Source organism: Micromonospora sp. NPDC047670, from assembly GCF_043204915.1.
Lineage (GTDB): Bacteria > Actinomycetota > Actinomycetes > Mycobacteriales > Micromonosporaceae > Micromonospora.
Genome location: NZ_JBIDDA010000005.1, coordinates 332,903 through 345,568 on the forward strand (window position 1 = coordinate 332,903; position 12,666 = coordinate 345,568).

A 12,666-nucleotide genomic window follows, 5' to 3' on the forward strand; every position below is an offset into this window, starting at 1 on the left:
TCAGGCCGGCAGCAGACGATAGGAGCTGTCGGCCAGGATGCTGCTGATCGAGGATGGCCTGGCTTTCTCGATGACGGTGGCCAGCAGATCGGCAGCTGTCCCGAGCGCGCCGGTACCGCCCATCGGCGGTTCCGGCGGGCCCGGGACGATGCCGATCAGCGCAATCCCTCATGGGTGGCGGCGAGAATCCTGGGCGGTGCCATCGGGCGCGCCGTGACGGGGGTGCGCCTCCCACGGCGAGCCGTTGCCCCACGGCGACCTGCCCGGAGGCCAAGCGCAGCAACGGTTCCACCTCGGAAAGCCGGGCGGCGCTGTGGTGCGGGGTGGGCGGCCGGAAAGGTCGATGGGCGTCTGCCAGACGGCACACTTCGCCGCGTCCGGATGCATGCGCCCGTGAGCTGATCACCGTGCTTATTGACGCTTCGCGGCAGCGGGGTCGCGCCGATCAGAAGATGCTGACTACGGCGAGTTCGGAGGCTTGGCCTTCTGTGGGTAGATCGTTTCGTGGCGGGCCAGCATGGCGACGAACTCGCTGATCTTCCGCTCGCGGGTCCGCGCCTGTTTGACGGCGTTGAGGCGGTGGATGAGAGCGAACCGGTTGGTTTTGGTGAGTACGTCGAACATGGCCTGGGCGGCGGGGTTGGCAGCGATGGCGGCGAGCAGGTCGGCCGGCACCTCGGCCTCCGACGGCGGGGCGTAGGCGGCCGCCCATCGCCCGTCGGCTTTCGCGGCTTCCACCGCGGCGCGGCCCGGGGGCAGCATCCGCCCCTGCGCTTCGAGCCGGGCCACGTGGGCGACGTTGCGCTGCGACCAGGAGCTGCGGGGCCTGCGGGGGGTGAACCGGATCCAGGAGGTTTCCTGGTCCCGTTTGCGGGCCTGCCCGTCGATCCAGCCGAAACACAGGGCCTCGTCCACCGCCTGCTGCCAGGTCAGGGTCGTGACTGTGCCGCCCTTCTTGGTCAGGGCGAGCCAGACACCGGGCGACGTGGCGTGGTTGGCCGACAACCACGCGCGCAGCGCGTCGGCGTCCGCGACGATCAACTCATCCAGTTCTGCGCTCGCCATGACAGCAGGCTATCCCCACGCTGTGACAGCAGCCGCTGCCGTGAGCCGGAAGCGTACGAGCCGGCGACGCCCCGGGATTCCGCCGCGACCTCGGCCGCTCGGTTTGTTCGCCACCGGGCGAGAACGTCATCGACGGCAGGTGCGGCCGGATCGTCAGGAGTCACATTTCCGAGGTGTCGGGCGGTCTTCCGGTGCCGTCGCGCAACGTCGACGGCCCCGGCGGCTCGTCACCGGTCGTTCGGCGTCAACCGCACCTCTCGCTGACCGAAGGGCTGACGCTGAAGACCTGATCGGCTAGCATGACAAGCCCATCTGGATCGACACAGACCGGGCTCTACACCAATCTATGTTCCAGCTCAGAGGCGGTGTCTGTGTGGGATTTGGCGCCTTCCGATCCTCGTTTGGTCGGGCCGTACCGGACACGTGCGGTGTTGGGCGAGGGTGGTATGGGTCGGGTGCTGCTGGCCACCACCACCGATGGTGAACTCGCCGCGGTCAAACTCGTGCGCGGCGCATTCGCCGCCGACGATGGCGCCTTTCGCCAACGCCTACACCGCGAAGCCCTCGCCGCCCGACGGGTCGACAGCCCACACACCGCCCGAGTGATCGACGCCGACGCCAACGCCGGCGTGCCGTGGCTGGCCTACCAATTCCACTACGGCCCCACCCTCCTCCAAGCCCTCCAAGCAGCCGGACCACTCGACGAGAACACCGTGCTGCACCTGGCCGCCGGCCTCGCCACCGCGCTGCGCGACATCCACACCCGAAACTTCATCCACCGCGACCTGTCCGCCTCGAACGTGCTGCTGACCACCGACGGACCGATCGTGATCGACTTCGGAGTGGCCCGCCCCACCGACCTACCCGACGACTCCCCCGACACCAGGATCGCCACCGTCACCCAGACCGGCATGATCATCGGCAACCCCGGATTCATGTCCCCGGAACAAGCCATGGGCGTCTCCCTGCTGACCCCCGCCAGCGACATCTTCGCGCTGGCAACCGTGCTGGTACTCGCCGCCACCGGCCACAACCCGTTCCAAGGCAACACCAGCGAACAAACCCGCCTCAACATCATGACCAAAGAACCCGACCTGGATCGGGTCCCACAACGGCTACGCCGCCTCGTCGAACCCTGCTTCACCCGCGACCACACCCAACGCCCCGACGCCACCACCATCCTCAACACCATCGGCCCACTACCCCACCTCGACCGCCGCTGGCCCCCACCCATCGACCAACTCACCGAAACCCAAACCGCCGAAGTCCGCCGATACACCCAACCCGCCCCCACCGCCATCCTCCCCGGCCCCCGCGACCTCAACCCCACAAAAATCTTCCCGTCGAGCCGGGCACCTGAGTCGCAGCCCGGCACCGGCTCGCGGGCGAAGCGGCCGCGGCGATGGCTGATCGCCGCTCCCGCAGCCGCGGTGCTCGCGGCCGCTGGCGTACTGTGGATGGTCCTGCCGTCCGACCACCGCGGTACCGGCGGCGCTTCCGGTGCCCCGACAGCGCAGGATCCAACGCCGCAGGCCGACCACGTGTTCGCGAACGCCAGGCAGGGCGACTGCTTCCGCAACGTCGGAGACATGCAGCACCCGGATTTCCGTGCCGCCGACTGTGCTGGTGGCGTGTTCGAGGCCGTGCGCCTCTTCAGGAACACCACCGACCGGAGCGTCTGCGACTACGTCGACCGCGTCGAGTGGCGCCACTCCGCCCGCAACCCCGACATGGCGGTCTGCCTGGTGTACCGGCACAGCGAGGGCACCGCCTACAACGCGGACCAGGGCGACTGTGTCTACGGCAGGTCCGATGACTCCGCGTGGTCTCTGGAGCGATGCCGAACAGGAAACTACCTCGTCGTCGCCCGTTTCGAGGGGGAGAGCACCGCGCGGAAGTGCGAGGAGGTCCCCGGCCACGAGCAGGCCCGCTACTTCACCGTAGCGGGCCAGCCCGAGCTCAACGTCCGCCTCTGCCTGAAGCGCAACGGCTCCGGCGGCCGCTGATTGCGGCTCTCCGCGCACACGCCGGGGCCAGCGAGGACCTCGTCGCTGACCCCGGCGTGCAGGACTGCTCCCGGCTTCTCCCGGTTGACTTGGCACGTCACCCGCGGTCTACGTCCCGGTCGCACCGATCGCCACAGTCGAAGTCATGGACATCGTCAGTCATGCCGTGCTGGACCCGGCCGCCGCAGGAGCAACCCCGGCGCGGCACGTGTCCGGTAAGGCCCGACCAGGCGATGATCAGTATGCGTCGATCGAGACGGGCGGCTGCGAGTGCTGGCTCAGTCGCGGTCGCGAAGAGGCGAATCAGCTCACCGGGCCGACGTTGTATCCCAGGAAGTGCAGCCCAGTGTCCTCGTTGGTGGGATTCCCGTTCGCGTCAGAGACGCCGATGATCAGGCTGACGTTCCACTTGTCGTTCGCGAACTCGTAGAGGCCTCCTTTTCCGGTCTCCGTCTCGCGCACCGTCTTGAAGCCGTTGGACGTGAACTGGTCGAGCGTGGCCCGTACGTCCTCCGTGGACACCGCGAACACGTTCAGGGCGTGGTATTTACCGTCCGGCGAGGAGGCCGACTTGACCTCGTACTTCGCGGGCAGCGGGATCTCGCGCGGCCAGCTGTCGGAGATCTTGTCCTGGCCGTCCAGGCCACCCCCGGCGCTGGGCGCCGCGGAGGTTGCCGACGCGCCGGCCTGGCCCCGACCGTCCTCCGACGGCTCAGAGCATCCTGTCACCAGGGTCAACGCGAGCAGGACCGACGTGAACGCGGAAGCGGGTCGCAACATTGGGGGTGTCCTCCCTGTCGTCATGAAAGGTGTGGGGCGTGAGCGAACTGTGGGCGGGGCTCAGCTCGCCGCCGCCTCCGCCGACGACTCGGTCAGGGCCGGCAATCCATTGGGCCAGCGGATCGACAGCACGGTCGGTGAGACGACAGCGTTCCACATCGTGGTGTCGGCGGTCTGAGCTACCCGGCCCGCCGCGGAGGTCGGCAGAGCCCTCAGGCCCGTGCTGGTCCAGTCGAGGTCGGCCATCGCCCGAGTGATGGAGAACAGCAGAAGAATGGTGGTGGTGAGCGGCCCGGCTGCGTGGCGGGCTCCGGTGCGAGGTGGGACCGTGGTGGGAGGCCAAGGCCAGCCATGGCACACCCGGGTCGGCGTCGATAGGCGTCAGATCCCACACAGGCGCCGCCCTCTGATCCGGCCGGTTGGTCGAGAAGCCGGTCCAGCCTATCGACAAAGGCGCTTCCCTTGGCACCCAAGCAGATCCTCGCCGGTCGTCGAGGGCGCCGGAGACGGCGTCGGACCCGGATGGCCCGGACGGCGTTCGGGAATCGGATCGCGGTAGGGCCGGCAGGATCTTCAGGGTGCGGATCCCCCGTCGGCTGCGAACGCAGCAGGCGCCGGGGTCCGCGTCGGCACCGGCCCGCCAGGGCAGGGCAGCCGACTGGGCACGCAGGCCCGGCTGTTCGCCCTTCAAGATGGGATCCAGTGGGGGGCCGGCGTGTCGCTAACTCCCCGGAGCGGTTGGGGTAGGTCGATGCCGCGGCGACCCCTGATGATGATTACGGGTACACCCGGCCGCCCTGCCGAACTGCCGAGGATCTGAGCTGCCAGCCGCGTACGCGCATCTGATCCGGTTCGCCCCCGACGTCGCGCCCACGTCCCATCGGCCATCCATTGGGGCGAACCGTTTGCACACCGTCCGCCCGACCTGTACCGCTGTGCCTGCGAGGCGGGCACTGGGGCCGGAGTTTCCTCCGGCCCCAGTGCTGATACCCCGGGCCAACTCAGCCGCTGTCCGCGGCTCAGCTCAGCCGCGCGCCTCGCCGTCCCGGCGTCGGTAGAGAACGATCAGCATGCTCCCGAGCAGAAGCAGGCCGCCGCCGAGCGCGGCCGGTACGACGATTGACGGACCGCTGAGCGAGTCACCGGTGATCGGCAGCTTCGTCCTCGTCGGAGTCGCCGTCGGCGGCGCGGTCGGCGTGGTAGTCGGCGTGGCAGTCGAAGTCGCGGTCGGCGTCGCGGTCGGCTGCGCCTCGAAGCCACACACGAACCAGTAGCTGATGTCGAATGGCGTGCCGGTGACCGGGTTGATCGGCGAAGTCATGCCCTCGACCTCGATCGGTCCGACAAACGGCCCGACATACACGTTGGCGTTAGGGCCGCCCTTAACCACGATGCCGGTGGCGGTGAAGCCTTCGTTGATCGTGACGTCCAGCGTCTGCGTGCCGGTGACGGTCCCGGTGCCTGCGTCGGAACTCGCCGATCCCGAGGTATTCGGGCCGCCCAGAATGATCTCGCCTGCCAGTTCCGCGCCCTCGCAGGTCATGGGGTTGCCTGCGACCTCCCGGGGTTCCGGCGCCGGAATCGCACTCGCCATGCGGCCCGTGGTGGGGCCCTGATGGGTGACGGTTCGGGCCGATGCCGGGCCGGCGACCGACAGCACGATCGCAGGAGCCAGGAGTGCCCCTCCGGCAAGACGAACTAGCGTTTGCAGTTGCACAGAAACCGCCTTGATCAGTAAGAAGCATGTTTGCAGGTAGCCAATAAGGGCTAATAGGCGCAACTATGTAGATACCGGGACTGAGACCCCAAAGAGGTTCAAATGGGTGTAATAAACCCGGACGAGTGACCCTGCGCTAGTGACGGCGCATGTTCGGCTTGCCGGCCGAGCAGACCGCCACCATCGTGAACGCACCCGTGGCGGCCATGAACCTCGCCAACCACGCGTCAGCGGTTGCGTGGCGTGCCGCCCACCTCGTGCCCGAACCCAGCTTCGACCGGGTGGACGCACTCGTCGTCGGCGCGCAGGCCAGCGGCGTACCGGTCCAGCTGCGCGGAACCGGGCAGCCACGTCCCTCGCCCGCCGGGCATCGAGCTGGCGGCCCATTCGGGTGCAGAAGGCACTCGAAGTGCGGCCGGAGCGTCCGCGACCGTCGCCGTCAACGACAGCGGCCACTACCTGCGCGTGGAGGTCGTCGAGGGTCTGCGAGGTTGATGAGTGGGTCGGACAACGCCAGGTCTTGCGGGATGATCGCGAGCACCGAAGGCAGCGCGGCATACCGCGCCGGCGCTGATACTGCCGGTTGGCCCTCGACGGGTACGCCTTGTCGGTCAGGACGCGGTGCCGCGTCATGGTCAACCCACCGCGGGATCGGCGAGGACGTGATCGTCCGGCGCGATGCTGACGCCGCCGGGCGGCCCGAGCTGCAGTCCCCCCGGATCAGGGCCGGCCGCTCTTCGCCTTCTGTCGGGCGTAGTAGGCGCGGGCGCGGTTGCGGTCGCCGCAGTCCTTCGTGTTGCACCAGCGGCGGTTCCGCCGCGGTGAGGTGTCGAGATAGACCCAGCCGCACTTGGCGTCTTCGCACTGGTGGAGGCGGTCGAGGTCGTCGCGCTGGGCCAGCGCCACGAGCCCGCGGACGATGCGATCGCGGGGCAGGCGGAGGTCGGTTTCCCGGTCTCGCCACTGCCAGCTGCCGCCCGTGCGGACCAGGTCGGCCGCGGCGATCGCCGCCCGGTACATGCCCGCGAGGTCCGCGGCGGCTTCGGGGTCATCCTCGAAGAGAGCCGCGTAGGCCCGCTCGCGCGCTTCGATGACCTGTCGCCGTTCCCGCTCGGCGCGGGCGCCGTCCCGGCTGGCGAGGTCGCGCAGGGCCACGGCCTCGTCTCCGCTGATCAGCTCCGACTCGAGGCACCAGTCGACGACGTCGGAGAAGGTCCTCAGATTCTCCGTGCGTTCGCTCCCGCCGAGCCGCCAGTCGACGGTGTTCACCAGGTCGAGCATGCGGTCGCCCGCGATGTGACCGAACCTCACCACCAGCTCCTCTCATGGTTGAAGGCATTATTGCATGTGAGAGGATCCGCTGGCATGCCCACGCCCAATCGTCCGAACACCCATGAGAACATCACCGGGAGCCTGATCGTGCCTGCCGCCGCCCCACGCAGATCGTTCGCTGCACTGTGGGCGTCCCAAGCGTCCTCAAACCTCGCCGACGGGCTGCTGCAGGCCGCGGCGCCGCTGCTCGTCGCCACGCTGACCCGTGACCCGCTCGTGGTGGCGGGCATGACGGTGGTGCAGTTCCTGCCCTGGCTGATCGCAACCCTCCCCGCCGGCGCGCTGGCCGACCGGGTGGACAGGCGTCGGATACTCACCGCCGGCAACTGGCTGCGCGCGGCCGGGTTCGCGCTGCTCGCCGTGGCCCTGACGAACGGATGGCGGCACGTCGCCCTGCTCTACGCCGCCGTGTTCCTGGCCGGTTGCGCCGAGACGCTGGTCGACAACGCCGCGCTGACCATCCCGCCCCGCCTCCTGCCACGCGAGCGGCTCGAACGCGCCAACGGCCGCTTGTTCGCGACCCAGTCCGTCATCAACACCTTCATCGGCCCGCCTGCCGGGGCGGCGTTGTTCGCGCTGGCAGCATCGGCGGCCTTCTACACGGGCGCGGCCGCGTTCGCGCTCGCCGGCCTGGCAGCTCTGCTGCTGCCCGCGCTGCGCCCCACCAGCGAGGAACACGAGCGCCGCCACTCGACCCCGACCACCATCACCCAGGACATCCGCGCCGGATGGGCCCACTTCTGGCGCCACGACCTGCTGCGCCGGGTCGCGTTCATCTCGGCGGCAATCAACTTCTTCGGCGCGGCCACCGGCGGGGTGCTCGTTCTGCTGATCACCGGCCCGTACCACGTGCCCATGTCGCAGTACGGCCTGTTCATCGCCGTTCCCGCCGCCGGCGCCATCGCCGGCTCGCTGCTCGCCGAACACGTCGTGCCCCGCATCGGCGGAGGCTCCGTCACCTGGCTCGCCGCCCTCGCCCCGGCCGCCAGCTACGCCATCCTCGGCCTGGGGCACAACACTCCCCTGGCCCTTGCCGGCATGTTCTGCGCCGCCATCGCCGCCTCACTGAACCAGATCGTCGTCAGCACCCTGCGCCAAGCGGCAGTCCCCGACGAGCTCCTCGGCCGCGTCACCGCCGCCTACCGCCTGATCGTCCTGGGTGTCATCCCCCTCGGCGCCCTCGCCGGCGGCTTGCTCGGACGCGGCCTGGGAATCCGCGCCCCCTTCATCGCCGCAGCCGTCGGACTCGTACTCGCCGCGCTCCTGCTCGCCTCCCGGGTCACCACCCAAGCCCTCCGAGACGCCGAAACGACACATCGCCCCTGCAGGACCCAGCCATGCCGCTGAGTCTGTCCCACGCCGCCTTCGACGCCCGCGGTCCCCACGCCGTCGCCGAGTTCTGGCGCTCTGGGACGCCCATGACCCTGGGCGGGCCGCTTCGTCGCCGGGCTGCACGGCGAGCCGGCCGACGACCTGCGCCCGCCCTCCTCGCGGTCACCGTCGCGTCGGCCCCACCGGAACGTCCCCGCGCAGCGTGATGCGGTGCATGACGCGGCGCTGGTTGCCGTAGTCCCGGTTGGCATAGTGCGCGGTGCTCCGGTTGTCCCACATGGCCACGTCACCCGGCTGCCAGCGGTGCCGCACGATGTGCTCGGGCTTCGTCAGATGGGCGTAGAGCAGATCCAGGATCGCCCTGCTCTCGTGCTCGGAGACGCCCACGATGTGCGCGGTGAAGCCGGGATTGACGAAGAGGCTGCGGCGGCCGGTCTCGGGGTGCACCCGGACCACGGGATGCTCGACCGGGTCGAGCCGGGTGACCAGATCGCCGTCCCAGACGTTGCCCTGCCCGCCCCGACGCTGTGCCAGGTAGTAGCCGAACTCGCGGGTGCCGTCGTGCACGGCGGTGAGCTGGTCCACGAGCTGCCGCACCGGTGCGGCCAGGGAGTTGTAGGCCAGCTCCGCGTCGGCCCAGTTGGTGTCGCCGCCGGTCGGGGGCAGGGTCACCGCCCGCAGGATCGAACCCAGCGGTGGTCGCTTCATGAAGGTGACGTCGGTGTGCCAGACGTCGGCGAATCCGTTGTCCGCGCTGTCCAACGCGTACACCTCGGGATGCGCCTCGTCGACGCCCTCCACCACCGGGTGGGACACGGTCAGCTCGCCGATGCGGCGGCCGAGGTTCACCTGGGCGTCGTCGTCGAGCCGCTGGCCACGGAAGAACAGCACCTTGCGGTCGACCAGCGCGGCGCGGACGGCGCGGACCTCGGCGTCGCTCGCGTCGGCCAGGTCGACGCCGTGGACCACCGCGCCGAAGTGGGGGCCCAGCGGCTCGAGCGTGAGGTCGAGAAGGGTCGATGTCATTGATAGTCTCCCAATCGAACGTGGCGGGCCGATGGCCCGGACTGTCAGGCGGCCGCCGCGCGCACGGCGTGGCCGATCTGGGCGCGCAACGCGGCGTACTCGGGCAGGCCGCGCAACTCGTCCGGCGTGATGCCGGCGCGGGGCAGGTTGACCGGCAGGTCCAGGACGATCCGGCCCGGCCGGGAACTGAGCACGACGATCCGGCTGCCGAGGAAGACGGCCTCGTCGACGCTGTGGGTGACGAACACGCAGGTGCGACCGGCCTCGTGGCTGACCCGACGCAGATCCTCCTGGAGGCGCTCCCGGGTCAGCGCGTCGAGAGCCGCGAACGGCTCGTCGAGCAGCAGGAGCGGATTGTCCACGGCGATCGCCCTCGCGATAGCGACGCGTTGCTGCTGCCCGCCGGAGATCTGCCAGACCCGGCGGTCGGCCACGTCGTGCAGGCCCACCCTGGCCAGCAACTCGGCCACTCGGGCCCGGCGCGCCTGCGCCGGGACGCCGGCGTACCGCAGAGCGAGCTCGATGTTGCCGCCCACCGTACGCCATGGCAACAGCCGTGGCTGCTGGAACACCATGCCGGCACCGCGGCCTGGGCGGGGTGGGATGCCGCCGGTCCTCACCGCGCCGGCCGTCGGCTCCTCGAAGCCGGCGATGAGACGCAGCAGGGTGCTCTTGCCGCAGCCCGAGGCCCCGACCAGGACGAGGAACTCGCCGGCCGGCAGGGTCAGGGTGATCGTGCCGACGGCGACGACGTTGCCGTAGCAGTGTTGGACGTCGGTCAGCGCGACGGCGACGGGTTCAGCTGAGGGCACCGGGCAGACCCTTGACGTAGATCGCCTTCTGGACCGTCGCGAGGTCCGGCACCGCGTCGATCTTTCGCTGGCTCTTCAGGAACTCGGCGGCGCTGACCAGGTTCTCGGCGAGCCGGCCCACCTTCGCCTCGGTGCCGAGCCACTCGTCGGTGACCAGATCGGCGGGGCGCAGGAAGACCCCCTGGCTGAGCTGCCGCTGCGCGTCGACGGCACTGATATTGAGTTCGGCGCCGACTGCGGCGGCTGCCTTGGCCGGCTCGGTGGCGATCAGGTCGAGGGCCTGGCTCTCCGCCTCGCGCCACGCGTTCACCGCCTCGGGGTGCGCTTCGGCGAACGCGGTGGAGACGACGCCCAAATCCAGGGTCGGCTTGCCCGCTGCCGCCAACTCGCGACTGCTGACCAGGACCCGCCCGTCCTTCTTCAGGTCGTCCAGGGCGGGCAGCCAGGTGTACGCGGCGTCCAGGTCGCCTCGGGTCCATGCCGCGACGATGTCCTGCGGTTCGAGGTCGACCAGCGTCACCTCGGACTCCTTGATTCCGGCCCGGTCGAGCGCGGCGAGCAGGCTGTAGTGCGAGGTCGACGCGAACGGAGTGCCGATCTTCTTGCCGCGCAACCCGTCCACCGACGTGACGCCGGCGGCGTTGCGGGCCACCAGGGCCTCGTTGTCGCCGGCCACGTCCAGCACGAACGCCACCTGGTACGGGATGTGCAGCGGCGCCGAAAGCCCCCGCGCCACCGGGCTGGACCCGATGGCCGCGATGTCGACGCTCTTGGCGACGAAGGCAGTGTTGATGCTCGCGCCGGAGTCGAACTTGGTCCAGGTGATTTCGTAGTCAGGTAGCGACTTCTCCAGGAGGCGCTGGTTCTTCACGATCAGGTCGCCGCTGGGGAATGCCTGGTAGGCGATCCGGATGGTCTTCTTGGCAGGGTCGGTGTTCCCACTGGCAGCACCGTTGCCGCAGCCGGTCGTCGCGGCGAGCAGTGCGACGGCGAGGATGGGGAGAAGTTTCTTCACAGGGGTTCCTTCTGGGTCAGGCGGTGTGTCCACGCCAGGGGATGAGCAGGTTCTCGGCCGCCCGCAGCAGGGCGTCGATGAGCAGGCCGGACAGGCCGATGGCGAAGAGTCCGAGGACGACCACGTCGGTCTGGGAATAGCGCTGGGCGTCGCGGATCATGCCGCCGATGCCCGGAACGCCGTTGATGGTCTCGGCCGCCACGACCGAGGAGTAGGCCACGCCCACGGCGAGCCGGATGCCGGTGAAGATCTCCGGCAGCGCGCTCGGTAGTACGACGTCACGGACCGCCGCCGAGCGGCTGGCACCCAGCGCCCGGGCGGCCTCGACCAGACCGACGGGCGCGGCGTGCACCGCCGCAGCCGTCGCGACGGCGACGGGGGGCAACGCGGCGATCGCGAGCAGCCACAGCTTCGGCGTCTCGTCGATGCCGAACCAGATGATGAAGAGGCTGAAGTAGGCCAGCGGCGGCAACGCCCGGACGAACGTGACCACCGGCTCGACCACGAGCCGGATCCCGGACACCGTGCCGAGCACCACGCCGAGCAGCAGACCGCCGGCGACGCCGATGGCGGAGCCGACGAGGATCCGTCGAAGGCTGACGCCCAGGTGCTCGACGAGCAGGTAGCCGCTGTAGCCGCGAACGCCTCCGTGCACCGTGGAGGTCTGAATCAGCTGATGCCACACCGCGGCCGGCGGCGGGATGAACGTGGGATTCCGCATGACGCGGGCGGTGATTTCCCACAGGCCGACCAGGACGATGAGCGCCAGCACCCGGAGCAACATGCGACGGCGCTGCCCGGATCCACGGGACACTACGGGTTCCGGGCCTGCTGGCGCCTCGGGTGTCGGCACCGTAGCGACATCGATGGCGGTGGTCACCACTCACCCCGGGTGGTCCGGCCCAACGACAACCGGCGCAGGCAGGTGTGGGCGAAAATCATGTCGGGTCCTCGGGTCGGCGGTGGGTGGACGGCCCCACGCCGCCGGACGTGATGCCGGGACGACGGGGGTACGGCGACAGGACGCGGCGCCGCTCGGGCACGCCCTCATGCGGGGGTGACGACGGCCGGCACGGCGGCTACGGGAACACGCGGAAGGCAGGCGGCGCTGTCACGGCGGTACGGGCTGCCGCCGGTCGGGGCAGGGCGACGGTTCCGCGTTCGTCGGCAGGGTCAGGCGTCGCGGTCGCTCGCTGACGCCGGCGGCCTCAACAGGCGCTGCTGCACACCCGGAGGAAGTCGACGAAGCGGCGCCGGATCAGACGCGTGCTCCGATTCATGCCGATGACAGTAGCCGTCACCTCCTCGCCCAGTCAGCAGTCGTGTGACCGCGCTCACCCATATTTCCCATAGGTTAGGAGGGTTAATGGTCTCCGTTGCCGCCCTGGCACCGAAGAGGCTTCCGGCGCGCGCCACCTGCCAGGTCACGGCGGCGACCCGTGGGCGCGTCGTGGTTGTCTTCCGCAACGCACCATGCAGGGCGCCGGCATCGCCGGCCACACACCGAGAACGCCACCTCCGCCGACCGACCGCCCACTCCTCGACCCGCGTCGTCCCGCTCCCCGGTGACTGCTCGACATG

The 12,666-nt window shown here is 69.9% G+C and carries 11 protein-coding genes and 1 pseudogene; 2 read left to right on the forward strand and 10 right to left on the reverse strand.

The window, feature by feature from the left end; all coding sequences use genetic code 11:
* Both ACGF7U_RS15155 and ACGF7U_RS15160 read right to left on the reverse strand, forming a co-directional pair.
* Positions 1 to 123 carry a hypothetical protein gene (locus ACGF7U_RS15155; protein ID WP_393106787.1) on the reverse strand — a complete coding sequence of 41 codons (123 nt, stop codon included), beginning with the start codon at positions 121 to 123 and terminating at the stop codon, positions 1 to 3.
* A gap of 336 nt (positions 124 to 459) precedes the next feature.
* Positions 460 to 1,065 (reverse strand): YdeI family protein, encoded by a 606-nt coding sequence (locus tag ACGF7U_RS15160; RefSeq protein ID WP_393106789.1) that lies wholly within the window; start codon positions 1,063 to 1,065, stop codon positions 460 to 462.
* 299 nt (positions 1,066 to 1,364) lie between these two features.
* Between ACGF7U_RS15160 and ACGF7U_RS15165 the strand changes: the two genes are divergently transcribed.
* Positions 1,365 to 3,071, forward strand: a complete 1,707-nt coding sequence (locus ACGF7U_RS15165; RefSeq protein WP_393106791.1) for a serine/threonine protein kinase — start codon at positions 1,365 to 1,367, stop codon at positions 3,069 to 3,071.
* Positions 3,072 to 3,374: 303 nt separating this feature from the next.
* Here the strand turns inward: ACGF7U_RS15165 and ACGF7U_RS15170 are convergent, their stop codons facing one another.
* From ACGF7U_RS15170 to ACGF7U_RS15185, 4 genes are all read right to left on the reverse strand, one after another.
* Positions 3,375 to 3,851, reverse strand: a complete 477-nt coding sequence (locus tag ACGF7U_RS15170; protein ID WP_393106793.1) for a VOC family protein — start codon at positions 3,849 to 3,851, stop codon at positions 3,375 to 3,377.
* 60 nt (positions 3,852 to 3,911) lie between these two features.
* Positions 3,912 to 4,097, reverse strand: coding sequence for a hypothetical protein (locus ACGF7U_RS15175; protein ID WP_393106795.1), 186 nt, complete (start codon positions 4,095 to 4,097; stop codon positions 3,912 to 3,914).
* A gap of 778 nt (positions 4,098 to 4,875) precedes the next feature.
* Complete coding sequence (locus tag ACGF7U_RS15180; RefSeq protein WP_393106797.1) at positions 4,876 to 5,568, reverse strand: hypothetical protein; 693 nt, start codon at positions 5,566 to 5,568, stop codon at positions 4,876 to 4,878.
* A 720-nt stretch (positions 5,569 to 6,288) separates the two neighbouring features.
* Positions 6,289 to 6,849 (reverse strand): CGNR zinc finger domain-containing protein, encoded by a 561-nt coding sequence (locus ACGF7U_RS15185; RefSeq protein WP_393106799.1) that lies wholly within the window; start codon positions 6,847 to 6,849, stop codon positions 6,289 to 6,291.
* An 84-nt stretch (positions 6,850 to 6,933) separates the two neighbouring features.
* Here ACGF7U_RS15185 and ACGF7U_RS15190 point away from each other — a divergent pair, with 84 nt between their 5' ends.
* On the forward strand, positions 6,934 to 8,247 hold the full coding sequence (locus tag ACGF7U_RS15190; RefSeq protein WP_393106801.1) for an MFS transporter: 1,314 nt from the start codon (positions 6,934 to 6,936) through the stop codon (positions 8,245 to 8,247).
* A gap of 147 nt (positions 8,248 to 8,394) precedes the next feature.
* On the opposite strand, the gene ACGF7U_RS15195 is transcribed toward ACGF7U_RS15190, so the two are convergent.
* The 4 genes and pseudogenes from ACGF7U_RS15195 to ACGF7U_RS15210 all read right to left on the reverse strand — a co-directional run bounded on the left by ACGF7U_RS15195 (position 8,395) and on the right by ACGF7U_RS15210 (position 11,869).
* Positions 8,395 to 9,258 carry a TauD/TfdA dioxygenase family protein gene (locus ACGF7U_RS15195; protein WP_393106803.1) on the reverse strand — a complete coding sequence of 288 codons (864 nt, stop codon included), beginning with the start codon at positions 9,256 to 9,258 and terminating at the stop codon, positions 8,395 to 8,397.
* A 44-nt stretch (positions 9,259 to 9,302) separates the two neighbouring features.
* Positions 9,303 to 9,971 (reverse strand): annotated as a pseudogene (locus ACGF7U_RS15200) (ABC transporter ATP-binding protein); the annotation flags it as partial.
* A gap of 85 nt (positions 9,972 to 10,056) precedes the next feature.
* On the reverse strand, positions 10,057 to 11,085 hold the full coding sequence (locus tag ACGF7U_RS15205; protein ID WP_393106805.1) for a glycine betaine ABC transporter substrate-binding protein: 1,029 nt from the start codon (positions 11,083 to 11,085) through the stop codon (positions 10,057 to 10,059).
* Positions 11,086 to 11,101: 16 nt separating this feature from the next.
* The gene (locus ACGF7U_RS15210) at positions 11,102 to 11,869 is read right to left on the reverse strand and encodes an ABC transporter permease (protein WP_393106808.1); all 768 of its coding nucleotides are present in this window, start codon (positions 11,867 to 11,869) and stop codon (positions 11,102 to 11,104) included.
* Positions 11,870 to 12,666 lie beyond the last annotated feature (797 nt).